Below are 16,920 nucleotides of genomic sequence, written 5' to 3'. Positions count from 1 at the left end.
TATGACTACTATCCAGGGACCGGCCGTTTTTGTGGCCCAGTTCATCGGCGACGAAGCCCCTTTCAACACGCTGGAGGGCATTTGTGCCTGGGCCAAAGACCTGGGTTTCAAGGGTATTCAGCTGCCCACCACTGATACGCGCTTCATTGACTTGCAGTTGGCGGCCGACAGCCAGACCTACGCCGACGAGCTGAAGGGCAAGGTGAACGCCGCCGGCCTGGAAATAACCGAGCTCTCGACCCACTTGCAGGGCCAGCTGGTGGCCGTGCACCCGGCCTACGACCAGCTGTTTGACGGCTTTGCGCCCGAGGCGTACCGTAACAACCCGTTTGCGCGCCAGCAGTGGGCCGTGCAGCAGCTGAAGGCAGCCGCCAAGGCCTCGCGCCGGCTGGGCCTGAAGGCGCACGCCACGTTTAGCGGCGCGCTGCTGTGGCCCATGGTGTACCCTTGGCCCCAGCGCCCAGCCGGCCTGGTCGAAACCGGCTTTGCGGAGCTGGGCCGCCGCTGGCTGCCCATTCTGGACGAGTTTGATGCCCAGGGCGTGGATTTGTGCTACGAAACGCACGCCGGCGAAGACATTCACGATGGCATCAGCTACGAGCGATTTTTGACGGAGGTGAACGACCACCCGCGCGCCTGCCTGCTCTACGACCCCTCGCACTTTGTACTGCAATGCCTTGATTACCTGGAGTATATCGACATCTACCACGAGCGCATCAAGATGTTCCACGTGAAGGATGCCGAGTTTAATCCCACCGGCCGGCAGGGCGTGTACGGCGGCTACCAGCCCTGGCTGGACCGCGCCGGCCGCTTCCGCTCGCTGGGCGATGGCCAGGTCGATTTCAAGGCCATTTTCAGCAAGATGGCGCAGTACAACTTCCCCGGGTGGGCCGTGCTGGAGTGGGAGTGCGCCATTAAGAACTCCGAAGATGGGGCCCGCGAAGGGGCCCAATTTATCAAAGACCACATTATCCGTGTGACTGACAAAGCTTTTGACGACTTTGTAGCTACCGCGGCCAACCCCACTTTCAACAACTCCCTGCTCGGAATCTAACCGCCGCCTCCTATGAAAAAAATTGCTTTGCTCCTCAGCCTCGGCGCGCTGGTTGCCGCCTGCGACTCGGGCTACAAGCCCGACGGGGCCGATACCCAAGCGACCGTAACTACCCCGGTCGATGCTACTGCCCACGACACGACGGCCGGCGCCAAAGTTGCGGCCGTGGCCAACCAAGTGCAGGTAGACACCAACGTGACCAAAATCGGCACCGAGCACTCGGGCGGGGTCATGAATAAAGGGGCGCAACTAATTGCCGGCTCCGACTGCGGCGGCTGCCACAAGCAGAATGAAAAGGTGGTGGGCCCGTCCTACGTCGAAATAGCCCAGAAGTATCCGGCCACCGCCGCCAACATTGCGATGCTGGGTAATAAAATCATTACCGGCGGTAAGGGTAACTGGGGCGAAATCCCCATGACGCCGCACCCCACGCTGGCCCTGGCCGATGCCAAGGAAATGACCAAGTATATTCTGAGTCTCAAGTAAAGCTTCCCACAATGGCCCCGCAACCCACTCGCCGCACGGCGCTCAAAAACCTGCTGGCCGGCACGGCCGCGGCCGGCGTAGCGGGTGCGCTAAGTGCTTTTGCCTCAGCCGACCAACCCCTAGCAAAGGCAGTGTTGAAAAACAATATCAAGCAGTCCGTTTGCCGCTGGTGCTTTGGCGATATGCCGCTCGACCAGCTGTGCGCCGCCGCCAAGGGCATGGGCCTGCAAGGCATTGACCTAGTGGGCCCGGCCGACTGGCCCACGCTCAAAAAGTACGGCCTCGACTCGCCGATGTGCAACGGCGCGGAGCTGAACCTGACCGATGGCTTCAACGACCCCAAGTACCACGCGGCGCTGCAAAAGCGGTACGCTGAGATGATTCCGCTGGTGGCCAGGGCGGGCTACAAAAACCTGATTTGCTTTAGCGGGAGCCGCCGCGGCATGAGCGACGAAACCGGCCTGGCCAACTGCGTGCAGGGCTTCGCGCCGCTGCTGAAGCTGGCCGCCCAGCACAACGTGGTGCTGGTGATGGAGCTGCTCAATAGCAAAATCGACCACCACGACTACCAGTGCGACCGCAGTGCCTGGGGCGTGGCCCTGGCCAAGCGCGTGGGCTCCGAAAACTTCAAGCTGCTCTTCGACATCTACCACATGCAGATTGACGAGGGCGACATCATCCGAACCATCACCGACCACCACGCCTACTTTGCGCACTACCACACGGCGGGCGTGCCCGGCCGCCACGAACTAGACGACTCACAAGAGCTTAACTACCCGGCCATTGTGCGCGCCATCAAGGCTACGGGCTTCACGGGATTTGTGGCCCAGGAGTTCGTGCCCACGCAGGCCGATAAGCTGGCCTCCCTGCGCAAAGCGGTGCTGCTGTGCGACGTGTAGGGGTAGTTGCTTGCGCGCGCTGGCATAGTTCATGCAGACCGCGGGGAAGCATCTCGCGCGCATTGTTGAACCGAAGGTCAGCGGAGCTAACGATTGAGCTGGTACCCCGGGCGAGATGCTTCCGCAAGCTCAGCATGACGTTCTGAATCACACTAAAAATTTACCAATACTATGACGCAACGCCGGGATTTTATAAAGCAAGTTGGCGTACTATCCGCCGTGTCGCTGACGGCGCCGGGGCTGCTGCTGGCCGCGCCGGCCGCGCCCAAAGTGGGCTTGCAGCTGTATAGCCTGCGCGACTACATCGGCAAAGACGTGAAGGGCACGCTGGCGAAAGTGGCCAAAGCCGGCTACCAGACCGTGGAAACCTACGGCTACAGCCGCGACAAGCACTTCTGGGGGCTCACGGCCCCGGAGTTGAAGGCGGCGCTGGCAGCCAATGGCCTCACTACCACCAGCGGCCACTACGACATGGGCGCGTTTATGAGCACGGGTAATGAGGACGACCTCACCGCCTACATACAGGCGGCCAAGGCCAGTGGGCAAACCTACCTCATTGTGCCGTATCTGGATGACAAAGTGCGCACGTCGGTGGCTGATTTTAAGGCCATTGCTACGAAGCTCAACAAGGCTGGTGCGCTGTGTAAATCGGCGGGCCTGCGGCTGGGCTATCACAACCACGACTTTGAGTTTAAAGTACTGGGCGGCAACACGTTGTATGACGTGATGCTGAAGGAAACCGACCCGGCGCTGGTTGATTTTGAGCTGGACATTTACTGGGTGGTGCGGGCCGGCCAGGACCCCATTAAGCTGATGCAGGCGCATCCCAAGCGCTTCCCGCTCTGGCACGTGAAGGACATGGACAAGGCCAAGCCGGAGTTGAATACTGAAGTAGGAGCGGGGTCCATTGACTTCAAAAAGATTTTTGCCCACGCTACCGTGGCTGGGCTCAAGCACCCGTTTGTGGAGCAGGAAAACTTCGGCATGGACGCCTATAAAAGCATTACGCAGAGTGCGGCGTACATCAAGAAAAGCTTGCTGCCCGCTCTGAAATAACTTTCCTCTAAACCCACCCTTTCGCGCATGAACATTCGCCTGGCTGCTACCGCTCTCTTGGCCCTCGGTGTGGGGGCCGCCCACGCCCAGCAAACCGGCAAGCCCGAGGACACGGAGGTGTGGGAGCCCGTGCCTAAGGTGGTGACGCCCGGCAAAACCGTCGGCGACGCCCCCAATGACGCCATTGTGCTGTTCGACGGTAAAAACCTTGACCAGTGGACCTCGACCGACGACCACAGCGTGGCCGCGCCGTGGCCGGTGTCGGGCGGCATGTTTACGGTGAAAAAGGGCACTGGCAACATCGAAACCAAGCGCTCCTTCACCAACTACCAGCTGCACCTAGAGTGGCGCGTGCCGGCCAACATCAGCGGCACCGGCCAGGCGCGCGGCAACAGCGGCCTGTTTCTGGCGTCGCTCGGTAAGGGCGACCTCGGTTACGAACTGCAAATGCTGGATTCGTACAACAACAAGACGTACGTGAACGGCATGGCCGGCAGCATTTACAAGCAACTGATACCGCTGGCCAACCCCACCCGCAAGCCCGGCGAGTGGCAGGTGTACGACATTGTGTGGACGGCCCCCACCTTCGCCGCCGGCGGCGCCATGGCTACGCCCGCCCGCGTAACGGTACTGCTCAACGGCGTGCTCGTGCAAAACAACGTGACCCTGAAAGGCCCCACCCAGTACATTGGCCCGCCCAGCTACCAGGCCCACGGTGCGGCCCCCATCAAGCTGCAAGCCCACGGCGATAAGAGCGAGCCGCTCAGCTTCCGCAACATTTGGATACGGGAGCTGTCAGCGGATAAGTAGTTTGTTATTAGTATGTTATGAAAAAACGTCATGCTGGGTTTGCCCAAGCATGACGTTCTTTTTTGCGGGCTAGGAGTGCTGCCTACACCAAATTCTTCTTGATGTAGTTGATGCTCTGCGTGATACTATCAAACGGCGAGCCGGGCGTAACATCCTGCTCCACAAAGAAATAGGCGAGGCCCGCCTCGTCGGCGTGGGCGAATATCTTCTTAAAGTCGATGCTGCCGTTGCCTACTTCGGTGAAGGCGTGCTGCGGCGTGCGGTCCATGTCTTTGACGTGCCAGAGCGGGAAGCGGCCGGGGTGCTGCTTGAAGAGGGCGAGTGGGTCGTGGCCCGCCTTAGTTACCCAGTACAGGTCCAACTCCATCTTTACCAGGTCTTTGTCGGTGCTGGTGAGCAGCAGGTCGTAGGGCAGCTTGCCGTCCTGGGCCTGGAATTCGAAGTCGTGGTTGTGGTAGCAGAGCTGCAAGCCGGCCTTGTGGGCGCGCTCGCCCGCCTTGTTGAGCTGCTCGGCAATGTACTGGTAGTGGTCAAGGTTACCGCGCTCAGGCTCCGACAGATAGGCGCACACCATGTATTTGACGCCCGCCGCGGCGGCATCGTCCACGGCGCGGTCCCAGTCGTGGAGCATGGTGCCCCGCACGGGGGCCCCGTTGGCTTGCTCCTCGCCCAGGCGGTAGTGGCTGCTGGGCATGATGAGGCCGTTTTGCTTGAGCAGCGCGGCAAAGGCCTGGGGCGTCATGCCGTAAAATTGCTGGCTGCCGGTGTAGGTGGCGCCCTCTACCGAGTTGAAGCCGATTTTGGCCAGGTGGGCCAGCGTGCCGGCGGGGTCTTTGGCCATGGCCTCGCGCACGGTGTAGAGTTGCAAGCCCACGTAGCGCTTGTTGTAGGCGGCAAACGCGGAGGGCGCTACCAGCAAGCTGGCAGAAAGCAGCGCGGCGGCGGTCAGAAAGCTTCGGCGGGTGGTCATAGCAGGGAGAAATGGGGTGGGTGGAAAGAAAGTGCGCCGCATGGGCGGGCGGAATTGGGGAGGCAATATAAAGCAGCCGCGTAATCTTGGCAGTAGGCGCGTGCTAAGCGGCCTATATTCAGCGAATTACCAGCCATTACTTCAGGAGCGTAACGAGCCGGAGTAAAAGAAAATTTGGGGCCAAAGCGCTCGTTGCCCAGCAGCTTACCGCGAAAAACTTAGTAATTCAACGTCCAGCAGCCCCCCTTTGCGGGGCCACCGCCCGCGGGTCCGCTGCCGCCGCGCTGCCTTATGGAGGCCGCCCGCCGCCGCACCCAGCCACCATAGCTGCCCGCGAAAAGGAGGGAGGCCCGCCCGAAGTATCGGCCACCGATTATCTAACGCGAAGCAGGGTGCCCAAAACGTGCAGCCAGGGCCGGAAGGTCTGTTTAGGAGGATTTTGAAGCGCTTTCTGCCGAAAAAGTACCCCCTGCTCCGGCAGGAGGGCAGTAATTTTGCCTTGCAAAACAGGTAGTTGTCCGCGGCATTGTGGCCCGGCGGCTGGTGTCCGTGCAGGCCACCGGCCCAGGGGGCTATCAGCGTGAAGTTGGAAGCGTCGGGGCTAGGGGGTAAGGTGCCACCAGGGCGATACCCTAAAACTTATCATCATTCACCTCCAGCCAGAAATTATCCGGGTCTTGGAAATACACCTGTTTGATACCGTCGGGGCGCACGGTAGTCAGCTTCTGCTCGCCCTGCCAGGTGCCGTAGCGCACGTGCGCCTGGTCGAGGCGCGCCATAAAGGCCTTAAGGTCGTTGACGCGGAAAGCCAGGTGCGAGTTGATGTCGTGCGGCTCCACCTTGGCCGCGCCCTGAATGACGTGCAGCTGGCTGTGGGCCCCGGTGCGAAACCAGATGTGCTTGCCATCCTTAAACGGCTCCGGAATCTCGGTCAGGTTCATCACATCGCGGTAAAACGCCGCGCTCTTGGCCAGGTCATGCACGTAGAGCGCCGTGTGGTTGACGGCCACCGGCACCTCCTGCGCCGCCGCGCGCGAAGCCAGGCCGGGGGCCGCGGCGGCCAGCAGGCCTCCCAGCACAACGAGGTATTTTATGCGTAAGCTATTGAAAAGCATAAGATTGGGTGGGATTATGGAAGTGGGTAGCTAACGGAAGCGCGGGCCGCTAACCCGGCAAGCCCCGCCCGGCGGCCTAACTTGCAGCGGGGCCGCTCCCGCCACAAAATCAGCGCAAACGGCTTGTCAGGAAGTAGTCAGGCGAAATGAGACGGCACTCGTACTCTTCGCAACTACTTGTTAATCAAAACAAAAGCTAGTAGCTAACGGCTAGTAGCTACTAGCTCAAGACATTAGCTGATGCACAAACTTACTACGCTCCTGTTGTTGCTGGCCGCTGGGGAGGCTAACGCCCAGGCTTTTACGCCCGCCGAAATGTCCCGCTGGCAGCAGCAGGCCCGGCGCGTCAGTATCACCCGCGATACCTGGGGCGTGCCCCACATCACGGGCAAAACCGATGCCGACGCGGTTTTTGGCCTGCTCTACTCGCAGTGTGAGGACGATTTTGCGCGCGTCGAGGACAACTACCTCACTGCGCTGGGCCGACAGGCCGAAGTGCGGGGCGAGGCCGCCCTCTACGAGGATTTGCGCCAGCGGCTGTTTCTGGATTCAACGCGGGCGGTGGGCATTTACAACCGCAGCCCCCGCTGGATGAAGGACCTGCTGCACGCCTTTGCCGACGGTACCAACTACTACCTGGCCACCCACCCCGCGGTGCGGCCCCGGCTGCTGCACCGCTTCCAGCCCTGGATGCCGCTACTCTTCAGCGAGGGCAGCATTGGGGGCAACGTGAGCGTGGTGCCCCTGGAGCGCCTCAAGGCGTTCTATAGCCAGCAAAAAGGGACCTCGTATCAGCCGCCTAAAGCGGAAACGCGGCTGGCCTTTGAGCAAGCCGACGACGAGCCGACCGGCTCCAACGGCTTCGCCATTGCGCCCGCCAAAAGCGCCAGCGGCCACCCGCTGCTGCTCATCAACCCGCACACTTCGTTCTACTTTCGCTTGGAGGTGCAGATGACCAGCGCCGCCGGCCTCAACGCCTACGGGGCCGTTACGTGGGGGCAATTCTTTATTTACCAGGGATTTAACGAGAAATGCGGTTGGATGCACACCTCCAGCCAGGCCGACTCGATGGACGAGTACCTCGAAACGGTAACCGAGCAGGCCGGCAAGTTCGTGTATCAATATGAAGGCCAGCAGCTGCCCGTGGTAACTGATACGTTGTCATTGGTTTACCTGAAGGATGGCCGGCGGCAGCGGCGCACCTTCACCACCTACCGCACGCCCCACGGCCCGGTGGTAGGCAAGGTAGGGGAGAAGTGGCTGACCGTGAAGATGATGGACACGCCCCTCGAAGCCCTGGAGCAGAGCTACCTGCGCACCAAGGCCCACGACTACGCCGGCTTTCAAAAGGTGATGCGCCTCAACGGCAACGCCTCCAACAACACGGTGTTTGCTGATAACCAGGGCACTATCGCCTACTGGCACGGCAACTTCATGCCCCGCCGCTCCGCCGGCTACGACTTCAGCCAGCCCGTCGATGGCAGCCTCAAAGCCACCGAGTGGCAGGGCCTGCACAAAGTGGAGGAGCTGGTGCAGGTGCGCAACCCCGCCAGCGGCTTCATCCAAAACTGCAACTCGACGCCCTACACCGTGGCCGGCCCCACTAGCAGCCCCGCCAAAGCGCAGTACCCCAGCTACATGGCTCCCGATGCCGAGAACTACCGGGGCATTAACGCGGTGCGCGTGCTGAGCCGCAAAAAGGTCTTCACCCTCGATACGCTCATTGCCGCCGCCAACGACCCGCACCTGGCCGGCTTCGAAAAGCTGCTGCCCTCGCTGCTGCGCGACTGCCAGCTACTGCTCGACGAGCCGGGCGGCACGCTGCCCGCCGGGGTCGAAAAAGCCCTGCCCATACTACGCGCCTGGAACCTGAATTACAGCCAAACCTCGGTGGCCCAAACGCTGGCCATCTACTGGGCCGAGCGCTTGCAGCGGCTGGCCCGCCCCCGCGTGCCGGCCGGCCAAGCCACTGATTACATTAGCTTTACCAACTTCCTCATTGAGCACACCGCGCCCGATGAGAAGGCCCAGGCCCTGAGCGAAACCCTGGCCGAGCTCACCCGCGACTTCGGCAAGTGGCAGGTGCCGTGGGGCGAGGTCAACCGCTACCAGCGCCTCACCGGCCGCATCGACGAAACCTTTGATGACCAGCAGCCGAGCCGCCCGGTGGCCTTCACGTCGTCGGCCTGGGGCTCGCTGGCCGCGTTTGGCGCGCACACCTACCCCGGCACCAAAAAGCGCTACGGCGGCATAGGCAACAGCTTTGTGGCGGTGGTCGAGTTTGGCCCCCGCGTGGTGGCCCGCTCCGTGGTAACGGGCGGCCAGGCCAGCCGCCCCGGCGACAAGCACTTCACCGACCAGGCCCCGCTTTACTGCGAAGGCCAGTTTAAGGACGTGTGGTTTTACCCCGAGGATGTGCAAAAGCACGTCGAAAAGCAGTACCGGCTGGGCGAGTAGCGCGAAGCTTCCGCTTTCGTGCGCGAGCGCAGCGCGCCTCGCTATGCGCGCCGTGCGATACCGCCTGCTCGCTGTGCTCGCGCACGAAGCGGAAGCTTCGCGCTACTTGTCATAAGCGCCTCAAACCTAGCCCCTATGCCTAAATTTATAATTATTAATGCATTGGTTTTCTGGTTATTAACGCCAGTATTCAGCCGCGCCCAAACCTCGGCCCTGCTCCTGCACCCCGCCGCCGTGTTCGACGGCCAGGACCTGCACCCCGGCTGGGCCGTGCTGGTCGAAGGCGAGAAGATAACCGCCGCCGGCCCGGCCGCGCAGCTGGCCGCCCCGGCCGGCGCGCGCACCCTGGAGCTGCCCGGCCTCACGCTGCTGCCGGGCCTCATCGAGGGCCATTCGCACCTGCTGCTGCACCCCTACAACGAAACCAGCTGGAACGACCAGGTGCTCACCGAGCCGCAGGCCCTGCGCGTGGCCCGCGCCACCGTGCACGCCCAGCGCACGCTGCAAGCCGGCTTCACCACGGCCCGCGACCTGGGCACCGAGGGTGCGGGCTACGCCGATGTGGGGTTGAAAATGGCTATTGACCAGGGTATTATCCCCGGCCCGCGGCTACTGGTGGCTACCCGGGCGCTGGTCGCCACCGGTAGCTACGGCCCCCACCTGGCCGCCGTGGAGGACCTGCCCCAGGGTGCGCAGGAAGCCGATGGCGTAGATGGCATTGTGCGGGCCGTGCGCGAGCAAATTGGCCACGGGGCCGACGTTATCAAGGTGTACGCCGACTACCGCTGGGGGCTGAACAACGCGCCCGAGCCCACTTTTTCGCAGGAAGAGCTGACGCTGATTGTGCAAACGGCCCGCTCGGCCGGGCGCGGCGTGGTGGCCCACGCCAGCACCGCCGAGGGCATGCGCCGCGCCACGCTGGCCGGCGTCGAAACCATTGAGCACGGCGACGGCGGCACGCCCGAAGTCTTCCGCCTCATGAAGCAGCGTGGCGTGGCCCTGTGCCCTACGGTGGCCGCCTCCGACGCCATTTCGCGCTACAAGGGCTGGAAAAAGGGCCAGGGCCCCGACCCCCAGCGCATTGTGGAGAAGCACCGCGCCGTGCAGGCCGCCCGCCAGGCCGGCGTCATGTTGGCCATGGGTGGCGACGTGGGCGTGTTTCCGCACGGCGACAATGCCCTCGAAATGGAGCTGTTGGTGCAGGACTACGGCCTCACGCCCCTCGAAGTGCTGCGCCAGGCCACCAGCGGCAACGCCCGCATTTTCCACCTCGCCGACCGGGGCCGCATTGCGCCCGGCCTGCTCGCCGACCTCGTGGCCGTGGCCGGCAACCCCACCCAGCAGGTGCAGGCCCTGCGCCAGGTGCGCCTCGTGCTGAAGGGCGGCGTGCTTTATAAGCAGCCCTGAGTAGTAGCTGCCCTACCGGAGCGCCTGCGTAATCTGGTCCTGCCACTGCGCTTTCATGGCTGCGGTAGCGGGTGTAAACGGCTCTGGGCTGTGCGGGGCGAGGCGCGCCAATAGCCGGCTTTGGGCCTCGTAGCGCCGGCAATACACGCACAGGCGCAGGTGGGCCCACAGGCGCAGGCGCTCGCCGGGCCGCAGGGTGGCCGCGGCCCGGCGCTCGATGAGGCGCGTGGCCGTGCGGCAGTCGCGCACAAAAGCAGGGAGTAGCATCAGCTTGGGGAAGAGGTGGGTAGGGGCGGGGCCGCCAGCCAGTGGCGCTCCAGGCACTGGCGCAGGCTGAGCTTGGCGCGGTGCACCAATACCCAGAAGTTGGCCGCCGATAGCGCCAGCTCCTGGCAGATGTCGGCGGCCGGAATTTCCTCCACGAAGCGGCGGGCAAACACCAGCTGCTGGCGCGCCGGTAGCCGCTGCTGGCAGGCCGCCAAAATCCGTTGCAGCTCCTGCTGCTCCAAGGCATCGTGGGCCGGGGGCCAGGCCTGCGGGGCCTGGGCCGCCAGCCAGTGGCCATCCGGGCCAAAGAGCGGCTCGGCCGTTTCGTGGTCCTCGGGGGCGGAGTCGGCTTGTTCTACTGCCGCCCGGCGCGCTAGCTGGCGATAAAAATCCACCAGCTTGTGCCGTAAAATCACGAACAGCCAACTGCGCTCCGACGCCTCGCCCCGAAAGCCAGCGCGGGCCGCCAGCGCACTCAAAAACGTTTCCTGCACCAGCTCGGCTGCCGCCTCAGCTTCCCGCACGCGCCGGTAGGCAAAGCGGTACAAATCAGCCCCGTAGCGGTCGGGCCACCGGGATGGGTCAAGCGAGTGAGCAGCAGAGTCGGCCACGAAAGAAGGGGTTGGTGCCGCAAGTAACGCGCTGGTTTGCCGGCGCTACTGCGCCCGTGCACCCTCGCCCAGCGCCAGCGTGCCCACGCCTACCACTTGCCGGGTGCGCACCGCCTGCACCAGTACCACGGCCCGCAGGTGGGCGGGGTTCCAGCCGGCGGCCAGCGCCAGGGTGGGGGCCGCCTCGAAGGTGCCCGTAGCGGGCACCTCGCCCAGCGGGCGCAGGCTGCGTACCACGGTGGCGTGGCGCAGCAGCTGGCCCGCGTTTTCGCCCCGCCCCACCTGCGTAGAGAGGCCGCTTTCGGTCACGAACAGCACTACCTGCGCTGGGCCAATGCCGGTGGGCAGCTCCGTTACTTGCACGCGCAGCGGCTGGCCGTCGCGGCCCCCGCTCAGGCGCACCTGGGCCTGGGGGGCCTTGGCCGCGCGGCCAATGGCCGCCAGCAGGTCGGCGCGGCGGCTGCCTACCAGCTCTTCGCGGCCCTGCACCACCGCCTGGGGCGTGTAGGAGCCACTGCCGAAGTGGGCGGCGTACTGGCCCTGCCGCGCCGTGTAGGCCGGGGCCGAAAAGGCATCCTGCCAGCCGAGCCGGTTCCAGTAATCGACGTGCTGGCCGAGCGCGATTATCTCGGCCCCCGGCACGGGCTGGCTGCTTTCCAGCTCACGCAGGGTGGCGTCGGCGCTCGGGCAGCTGGAGCAGCCCTCCGAGGTAAACAGCTCTACCACCACGGGCGTGCGCGCCGGGCTAGGGCTCACCGCCGGCCCCAGCGTGGTAAATCCGGCCAGGCTCAGCAGCCCGCCAATACTTGCAAACAGCATTTTCATACGGCTAACGCTAAAATGATGACTGGCCACCCGTGGGCCGCCGGTTTGGCTAGACGCCGATGGTGCCCCATCCTTACACATAAGCTGCGTCTGGCCGGTTATAAATAAAAAAGAAGGTTTCCGATGTAAGACCCGCCGCGTCGCCGCGTCTGCCCCAGGGCCAGCGGCTACCAGCCCGCGCCCGGTCTTGCTTGGGTAGCGGCTTACATTCGTAGTAGCGCACCCGCTTTTCGCTTTTGTATGAAAAAACTAGTTGAGAAACATCCGCTAGCTATCCGCTGGTTTCACTGGGTCAATTTCCCCGTGCTCATGCTCATGATATGGAGCGGCCTGTGGATATATTGGGCCAATGATATTTACCGCATTGGCTGGGGCTCTACCACGCTCTACAAGTTCTTCCCGCAGTCGTTCTACGCCGCCACCCACCTCGACCACAAGCTGGCGCAGGGCATGGCCTGGCACTTCATGCTGATGTGGGTGTTTTTCATAAATGGCTTATTATACGTAGGTTACACATTAGTGTCGGGCGAGTGGCGCTACCTGCTGCCCAACCGCCACTCCTTCCGCGAAGCCATCGAGGTGACCTTGCACGACCTGGGCCTGCGCAAAACCGCCCCGCTGGTGCAGAAGTACAACGGGGCCCAGCGCATCGCCTATACCGCCGTGGTAATCATGGGAATAGGCTCGTTGCTGACGGGCCTGGCCATCTACAAGCCCACGCAGTTTGGCTGGCTCACCCAGACGCTGGGCGGCTACGAGGCGGCCCGCGTGCAGCACTTTTTGCTCACGGTGGGCTACGTGCTGTTTTTTGTGGTGCACGTGGCGCAGGTGGGCCGCGCCGGCTGGAATAACTTCCGCTCTATGGTAGCCGGCTTTGAGATTGAAGACGTGCCCGCTGCTGGTGTCACTGGCAGTATGCTGGCCCAGCGCGACCCCGATGCCAAGGCTTAGCGTTGCTGGCCAGCCGGCCCCGGTCCGCCGGCGCAAGCCGGCCAACCGATTGTCGTTGTTAAGCGTGGTGTATTCGCTGGGTGAAGCAAGTTTAAGCCCGCCGTGTTTGCTGGGTGAAGCAAGTTTAAGCCCGCCGCCTGCAACGACAACTAGTCGGCCGGCTTGCGCCGGCGGACCAGCGAATTATCCTGGTTAATGTGTTGATAATAAATAAATTAACGTACTAGTAGTATGGCTCTGGAAGTAAAGCCCCCCGCCGACAACCCCATTCCGCCGCACGTATCGCCCGATGGCCAGGACCTGACGCTGCCTCCCGGCTCGGCCCTCGACCGCGAGGCTACGCGCCGCACCCGGCGCTCGTTTATCGGCCTGGGGCTGGCCGGGCTGGGCGGTGTGCTGGGCTGGCGCTACCTGCTCAACCGGCCCGATGCCGAAGGCACGCCGCTGCCCTTCCGGCGCGTACTCGATGCCAACGGCCGCCTCTCGGCCGCCTATTTCCGCGAAACGCGGCTGGCCCCCGAGTTTGCCAAAAGCCAGGGCGTGGCCCAGGTGCGCACCAACGGTACCGCCGGCCTGCAATCGGCTATCGACCTGGGGGCCTGGCGCTTGCGGGTGCAGCCCTACGGCGGCGGCCCGGCCCAGGAGTTCACTTTGGCCGACATCAAAGCCCTGCCTCGCATTGAGATGACGACCCAGCTCAAGTGCATCGAGGGCTGGAGCATTGTGGTGAACTGGGCCGGTACGCGCTTCGCTGATTTCCTGGCCAAGTACCCGCTGGCCAGCCGCAGCGGCCAGCCCATCAGGGACATAGCCAACCCGCCCGCCGACCTGGCGCCCTACGTCAGCCTCGTCACGCCCGACGAAAAATATTACGTGGGCCTCGATATGCACAGCGCCATTCATCCCCAAACGCTGCTCTGCTACGAGATAAACGGGCAGCCCCTGAGCATAGCGCACGGCGCGCCGCTGCGCCTCGTCACGCCCCTCAAGTACGGTATCAAGCACCTCAAGCGCATCGGTACTATCGCCTTCGCCGACGTCCGCCCCGCCGACTACTGGGCCGAACTAGGTTACGACTGGGACGCGGGACATTGAGTTTACTTAGCGTAAGTCCTCCCGCCAACTGAATTACATTACCACCCGCAGCTCGTAGTGTTCGGCGTTGGTACTCTGGGCGTTGGGTACGCTCCAGGCGCCTACGCGGCTGGGGCCGTAGCCGAGGTTCACTTTCACCCACTCGTTGCGGGTGGGCAGCAGCGCCATAATATCCTGGGTGAGGCCATTGAGGTCGGCCTGGGCATCGAGGCGGCGCTGGGCTAGCTCGTCGGCGTGCTGGTCGAACGAGCCGGTGGGCGGGCGCTGCTCAAACTCGGCGGCCGAGGTAGCCACGGCCGCATCGTGCGCGGCTTCGTTGAGGTCGGCCACGGTGAGCTTGCGCAGGTCCTCTTTGGCCACGAGGTACGCTTCTACTTTTTCAACGAGCGGTTGGAGGTCGGGGCTGAGGTAGTCGAGGTTGGAGGCCATTATTCTTTGTTAAGGGGTAATTAGACAGAGGAGCAACGAGAAACATAAGAACGTCATGCTGACGGCACCAACTCAACCGTTCGGTGCTGCGAGCGAACTGCTTCCTGCCGCCAGCATGACGCTCAATTAAGCGGGGGTGGCCGGCTTGTTGCGCTGGCACCTTTCGCTGCAATATTTCACCTCCGCCCAGTTGTTGCGCCACTTCTTGCGGTACTCGAAAGGCAGGCCGCAAGTGACGCAGATTTTGGTGGGAAGCTGACCTTTTTTCTGGGAAGCAGCCATGGGGCGAGGATGAAAACGAAAAGCTGCCGGACCTTTGGCGGCCGGCCCGGCGCTGTTTACGTTCAAACGCGCGTCACCGGCCATCCTCTCCTATGCCCCACCACGCCCCCGACCTTATTGGCCAAGCCCTGCTCGACTACCAGCACGGCCAGCACGCCGCCGCCCTCACCGTGCAGTGCAGCGCCGCCGATGACGAGCCCCTGCCCGCCGCCTACTTTTTCCGCACCCTGCTGGCCATGCCCGAGCTAGAGCGCCAGGCCCTCGACGAGTGCCGCGGCCGCGTGCTCGACCTGGGGGCCGGCGCGGGCTGCCACGCCCTGGAGCTGCAAAGCCGCGGCTTTGCCGACGTGCGCGCCATCGACCACTCGGCTGGGGCAGTGCAGGTGATGCAGGCCCGCGGCGTGCGCGAAGTAGCCTGCCACGACATCTTCGCGCCCCGCACTGCCAGCGAGCGCCCCTACGACACCATCCTGATGCTGATGAACGGCCTCGGCCTGGCCGGCACCCTCGAAGGCCTCGATAAATTTCTGGTGCACGCCCGCACCCTGCTCGCGCCCGATGGCCAGATTCTGGCCACGTCGTCCGACATCAGCTACCTCTACGAGGACGAGGAGGGCGCGCTGGTGTTCAACCTCAACGGCCCGTACTACGGCGAGGTTGCGTACACTTTTCAGTACAAGGACCAGGCCGGCGAGCCGTTTCCCTGGCTTTTCATCGACGCCTCGCTGCTGGAAGACGCAGCCCGCGCCGCCGGCTACGAAGCCGAGTTTCTGGGCGAAGACGAGGGCGGCCAGTACCTGGTGCGCCTCACCGTAGTAGGCGGCTTCGAGCCAGCCATTGATTAAGTTAGGCAAAGCCGTTCGTCCTTGCCGCGCTCCACTGCGTTGCGCTCGCAATGACGAACGGCTTTGCCTAAGTTTGATAATTAAAAAAGACTATAAATGACTCACGAGCAAGAATATACCGTACGCTGGGCCGAGCTGGACCCCAACGGCCACATGCGCCACTCGGCCTACGCCGATTTTGCCGCCGACCAGCGCGTGCAGTGGCTAGCCACCATCGGCTACGACATCCGGCGCTTCGGCGAACTGCGGCTCGGCCCCATCCTGTTTCGCGAAGAAACCAAGTTTCTCAAGGAGCTGCACGGCGGCGAGCGCACTCGGGTAGAGGGCCGCGTAACGGCCGCCGCGCCCGACGGCTCCCGCTGGACCATCCTGCACACCATCTACAAAGCCGATGGCCGCGTGGCCGCCACCGTCGAAGTCGATGGCGCCTGGCTCGACCTCGACCGCCGCAAGCTCACCGTGCCGCCTACTGATTTGGCCCAGGCGCTGGCCGTGGGGGAGGAGTAAGTGGGTAGGTGAGTAAGTGAGTAAAAAAAACGTCATGCTGAACGCAGTGAAGCATCTCTACCACGCCGCTAGGTTGCTAATCCTCACGGCGTGGTAGAGATGCTTCGGCAGGCTCAGCATGACGTTCTTTTTTACTCACCTACCCATTTACCGCTTATTTACTCAGCACCTTACTAATACGGTTAAGCTGCTGCTGGTGGTGCAGCGTATGGTCGAGCACCGAATTTATCGTTTGGCCCAAGGTGAGCCAGCCGGCGCGCGGATGCCGGAATACGGTGTGGTTCAGCTTGGTACCCGGAAACTCGTGCAGCACCTGTTCCAAATCGCGCCGGATGCTGGCCCACTCGGCGCGCAGTTCGGGCAGGGGCGCAATGGTGGTAGGGTCGGGCGGCGGCGGCAGGGTGGGCGGCACCTTAAACCTGAGGCCCGGCAGGCGCAGGGCCAGCCGCAGCAGCGTGGCCCGCAGCCGGTGCTTGGCCTTGGATAGCTGCCACTTGCTGTTGTCCGAGGCCAGGGTGCGGCGCAGCGCACCGGCGATGCTTTTTTCGGCCGTGAGCAGGTGGTGAATCACCTGGGCCGCCGCCCACTGGCCGGGCACCGGGTGGGTGTAGGCGCGCGGCCCCAGCGCCTCGGCCGAGGCCAGGGCGTTTTCGGTGGCGCGGTCGAGCTGCTCAAATACGACGTGCAGGCGGTTGGTCATGGGTGGCGTGGGCGGGTGGGGTGGGAGAGGCGTAGATTTGGCTAAAAGGTAAGCACTGGGCGGGCGGGCAGCGGCAAGCCGCTGGCGTTGCAAAACGGCGTGTACGCTGGCCTGCAAAATTCGTGCAACCCCCGGCCCGCCGGCCGCTCACCTG

At 63.4% G+C, this 16,920-nt stretch carries 19 protein-coding genes; 11 read left to right on the top strand and 8 right to left on the bottom strand.

Going from position 1 to position 16,920, the window contains the following annotated elements:
- The first annotated feature begins 1 nt into the window (after position 1).
- From QMK33_RS03470 to QMK33_RS03450, 5 genes are all read left to right on the top strand, one after another.
- Positions 2–1,054: a sugar phosphate isomerase/epimerase family protein gene (locus QMK33_RS03470; protein ID WP_283563154.1), complete on the top strand. Its 1,053-nt coding sequence runs from the start codon at positions 2–4 to the stop codon at positions 1,052–1,054.
- A gap of 12 nt (positions 1,055–1,066) precedes the next feature.
- Positions 1,067–1,540: a c-type cytochrome gene (locus tag QMK33_RS03465; protein ID WP_283563153.1), complete on the top strand. Its 474-nt coding sequence runs from the start codon at positions 1,067–1,069 to the stop codon at positions 1,538–1,540.
- Positions 1,541–1,551: 11 nt separating this feature from the next.
- Positions 1,552–2,439, top strand: a complete 888-nt coding sequence (locus tag QMK33_RS03460) for a hydroxypyruvate isomerase family protein (RefSeq protein WP_283563152.1) — start codon at positions 1,552–1,554, stop codon at positions 2,437–2,439.
- A gap of 171 nt (positions 2,440–2,610) precedes the next feature.
- Positions 2,611–3,495 (top strand): sugar phosphate isomerase/epimerase family protein, encoded by an 885-nt coding sequence (locus QMK33_RS03455; RefSeq protein ID WP_283563151.1) that lies wholly within the window; start codon positions 2,611–2,613, stop codon positions 3,493–3,495.
- 27 nt (positions 3,496–3,522) lie between these two features.
- Positions 3,523–4,305 carry a 3-keto-disaccharide hydrolase gene (locus tag QMK33_RS03450; protein ID WP_283563150.1) on the top strand — a complete coding sequence of 261 codons (783 nt, stop codon included), beginning with the start codon at positions 3,523–3,525 and terminating at the stop codon, positions 4,303–4,305.
- A gap of 82 nt (positions 4,306–4,387) precedes the next feature.
- On the opposite strand, the gene QMK33_RS03445 is transcribed toward QMK33_RS03450, so the two are convergent.
- Together QMK33_RS03445 and QMK33_RS03440 are read right to left on the bottom strand one after the other, a co-directional pair.
- Positions 4,388–5,275: a sugar phosphate isomerase/epimerase family protein gene (locus QMK33_RS03445; protein ID WP_283563149.1), complete on the bottom strand. Its 888-nt coding sequence runs from the start codon at positions 5,273–5,275 to the stop codon at positions 4,388–4,390.
- 632 nt (positions 5,276–5,907) lie between these two features.
- Positions 5,908–6,390, bottom strand: coding sequence for a VOC family protein (locus tag QMK33_RS03440; RefSeq protein ID WP_283563148.1), 483 nt, complete (start codon positions 6,388–6,390; stop codon positions 5,908–5,910).
- Between the two features lie 240 nt (positions 6,391–6,630).
- Here QMK33_RS03440 and QMK33_RS03435 point away from each other — a divergent pair, with 240 nt between their 5' ends.
- Both QMK33_RS03435 and QMK33_RS03430 read left to right on the top strand, forming a co-directional pair.
- Positions 6,631–8,847 (top strand): penicillin acylase family protein, encoded by a 2,217-nt coding sequence (locus tag QMK33_RS03435; RefSeq protein WP_283563147.1) that lies wholly within the window; start codon positions 6,631–6,633, stop codon positions 8,845–8,847.
- A 135-nt stretch (positions 8,848–8,982) separates the two neighbouring features.
- Positions 8,983–10,254: a metal-dependent hydrolase family protein gene (locus QMK33_RS03430; protein WP_283563146.1), complete on the top strand. Its 1,272-nt coding sequence runs from the start codon at positions 8,983–8,985 to the stop codon at positions 10,252–10,254.
- Positions 10,255–10,266: 12 nt separating this feature from the next.
- Here QMK33_RS03430 and QMK33_RS03425 read toward each other — a convergent pair whose 3' ends face one another.
- The 3 genes from QMK33_RS03425 to QMK33_RS03415 are packed head-to-tail and all read right to left on the bottom strand — an operon-like array spanning position 10,267 to position 11,957.
- Positions 10,267–10,521: a hypothetical protein gene (locus QMK33_RS03425; RefSeq protein WP_283563145.1), complete on the bottom strand. Its 255-nt coding sequence runs from the start codon at positions 10,519–10,521 to the stop codon at positions 10,267–10,269.
- The gene (locus QMK33_RS03420) at positions 10,521–11,132 is read right to left on the bottom strand and encodes a sigma-70 family RNA polymerase sigma factor (protein WP_283563144.1); all 612 of its coding nucleotides are present in this window, start codon (positions 11,130–11,132) and stop codon (positions 10,521–10,523) included. Before QMK33_RS03420 ends, QMK33_RS03425 begins: the two co-directional genes overlap by 1 nt.
- A gap of 45 nt (positions 11,133–11,177) precedes the next feature.
- The gene (locus QMK33_RS03415; protein ID WP_283563143.1) at positions 11,178–11,957 is read right to left on the bottom strand and encodes a DUF1223 domain-containing protein; all 780 of its coding nucleotides are present in this window, start codon (positions 11,955–11,957) and stop codon (positions 11,178–11,180) included.
- 240 nt (positions 11,958–12,197) lie between these two features.
- Between QMK33_RS03415 and QMK33_RS03410 the strand changes: the two genes are divergently transcribed.
- Both QMK33_RS03410 and QMK33_RS03405 read left to right on the top strand, forming a co-directional pair.
- Entirely contained in the window at positions 12,198–12,908 is a 711-nt protein-coding gene (locus tag QMK33_RS03410) for a cytochrome b/b6 domain-containing protein (protein WP_283563142.1), read from the top strand.
- Between the two features lie 231 nt (positions 12,909–13,139).
- Positions 13,140–14,003 carry a molybdopterin-dependent oxidoreductase gene (locus QMK33_RS03405; protein WP_283563141.1) on the top strand — a complete coding sequence of 288 codons (864 nt, stop codon included), beginning with the start codon at positions 13,140–13,142 and terminating at the stop codon, positions 14,001–14,003.
- Positions 14,004–14,036: 33 nt separating this feature from the next.
- Here the strand turns inward: QMK33_RS03405 and QMK33_RS03400 are convergent, their stop codons facing one another.
- Together QMK33_RS03400 and QMK33_RS03395 are read right to left on the bottom strand one after the other, a co-directional pair.
- Positions 14,037–14,432 carry a hypothetical protein gene (locus QMK33_RS03400; RefSeq protein WP_283563140.1) on the bottom strand — a complete coding sequence of 132 codons (396 nt, stop codon included), beginning with the start codon at positions 14,430–14,432 and terminating at the stop codon, positions 14,037–14,039.
- 126 nt (positions 14,433–14,558) lie between these two features.
- Positions 14,559–14,714 carry a DUF2256 domain-containing protein gene (locus QMK33_RS03395; protein ID WP_283563139.1) on the bottom strand — a complete coding sequence of 52 codons (156 nt, stop codon included), beginning with the start codon at positions 14,712–14,714 and terminating at the stop codon, positions 14,559–14,561.
- A gap of 92 nt (positions 14,715–14,806) precedes the next feature.
- On the opposite strand from QMK33_RS03395, the gene QMK33_RS03390 reads away from it, so the two are divergent.
- Both QMK33_RS03390 and QMK33_RS03385 read left to right on the top strand, forming a co-directional pair.
- Positions 14,807–15,559 carry a class I SAM-dependent methyltransferase gene (locus QMK33_RS03390; protein ID WP_283563138.1) on the top strand — a complete coding sequence of 251 codons (753 nt, stop codon included), beginning with the start codon at positions 14,807–14,809 and terminating at the stop codon, positions 15,557–15,559.
- Positions 15,560–15,655: 96 nt separating this feature from the next.
- Positions 15,656–16,066: an acyl-CoA thioesterase gene (locus QMK33_RS03385; protein WP_283563137.1), complete on the top strand. Its 411-nt coding sequence runs from the start codon at positions 15,656–15,658 to the stop codon at positions 16,064–16,066.
- 154 nt (positions 16,067–16,220) lie between these two features.
- On the opposite strand, the gene QMK33_RS03380 is transcribed toward QMK33_RS03385, so the two are convergent.
- Positions 16,221–16,766, bottom strand: a complete 546-nt coding sequence (locus QMK33_RS03380) for a DinB family protein (protein WP_283563136.1) — start codon at positions 16,764–16,766, stop codon at positions 16,221–16,223.
- Positions 16,767–16,920 lie beyond the last annotated feature (154 nt).

Origin of the sequence: Hymenobacter sp. H14-R3 (assembly GCF_030063445.1) — a bacterium.
Taxonomy (GTDB): domain Bacteria; phylum Bacteroidota; class Bacteroidia; order Cytophagales; family Hymenobacteraceae; genus Hymenobacter.
This window is presented reverse-complemented; position numbering and strand designations above follow the sequence as displayed.

What these genes read in the sequence shown, in the direction of transcription:
- QMK33_RS03470 (WP_283563154.1), top strand. Translation starts at nt 2, where the DNA reads ATGACTACTATCCAGGGACCGGCCGTTTTTGTGGCCCAGTTCATCGGC.
- QMK33_RS03465 (WP_283563153.1), top strand. Translation starts at nt 1,067, where the DNA reads ATGAAAAAAATTGCTTTGCTCCTCAGCCTCGGCGCGCTGGTTGCCGCC.
- QMK33_RS03460 (WP_283563152.1), top strand. Translation starts at nt 1,552, where the DNA reads ATGGCCCCGCAACCCACTCGCCGCACGGCGCTCAAAAACCTGCTGGCC.
- QMK33_RS03455 (WP_283563151.1), top strand. Translation starts at nt 2,611, where the DNA reads ATGACGCAACGCCGGGATTTTATAAAGCAAGTTGGCGTACTATCCGCC.
- QMK33_RS03450 (WP_283563150.1), top strand. Translation starts at nt 3,523, where the DNA reads ATGAACATTCGCCTGGCTGCTACCGCTCTCTTGGCCCTCGGTGTGGGG.
- QMK33_RS03445 (WP_283563149.1), bottom strand. Translation starts at nt 5,275, where the DNA reads ATGACCACCCGCCGAAGCTTTCTGACCGCCGCCGCGCTGCTTTCTGCC.
- QMK33_RS03440 (WP_283563148.1), bottom strand. Translation starts at nt 6,390, where the DNA reads ATGCTTTTCAATAGCTTACGCATAAAATACCTCGTTGTGCTGGGAGGC.
- QMK33_RS03435 (WP_283563147.1), top strand. Translation starts at nt 6,631, where the DNA reads ATGCACAAACTTACTACGCTCCTGTTGTTGCTGGCCGCTGGGGAGGCT.
- QMK33_RS03430 (WP_283563146.1), top strand. Translation starts at nt 8,983, where the DNA reads ATGCCTAAATTTATAATTATTAATGCATTGGTTTTCTGGTTATTAACG.
- QMK33_RS03425 (WP_283563145.1), bottom strand. Translation starts at nt 10,521, where the DNA reads ATGCTACTCCCTGCTTTTGTGCGCGACTGCCGCACGGCCACGCGCCTC.
- QMK33_RS03415 (WP_283563143.1), bottom strand. Translation starts at nt 11,957, where the DNA reads ATGAAAATGCTGTTTGCAAGTATTGGCGGGCTGCTGAGCCTGGCCGGA.
- QMK33_RS03410 (WP_283563142.1), top strand. Translation starts at nt 12,198, where the DNA reads ATGAAAAAACTAGTTGAGAAACATCCGCTAGCTATCCGCTGGTTTCAC.
- QMK33_RS03405 (WP_283563141.1), top strand. Translation starts at nt 13,140, where the DNA reads ATGGCTCTGGAAGTAAAGCCCCCCGCCGACAACCCCATTCCGCCGCAC.
- QMK33_RS03400 (WP_283563140.1), bottom strand. Translation starts at nt 14,432, where the DNA reads ATGGCCTCCAACCTCGACTACCTCAGCCCCGACCTCCAACCGCTCGTT.
- QMK33_RS03395 (WP_283563139.1), bottom strand. Translation starts at nt 14,714, where the DNA reads ATGGCTGCTTCCCAGAAAAAAGGTCAGCTTCCCACCAAAATCTGCGTC.
- QMK33_RS03390 (WP_283563138.1), top strand. Translation starts at nt 14,807, where the DNA reads ATGCCCCACCACGCCCCCGACCTTATTGGCCAAGCCCTGCTCGACTAC.
- QMK33_RS03385 (WP_283563137.1), top strand. Translation starts at nt 15,656, where the DNA reads ATGACTCACGAGCAAGAATATACCGTACGCTGGGCCGAGCTGGACCCC.
- QMK33_RS03380 (WP_283563136.1), bottom strand. Translation starts at nt 16,766, where the DNA reads ATGACCAACCGCCTGCACGTCGTATTTGAGCAGCTCGACCGCGCCACC.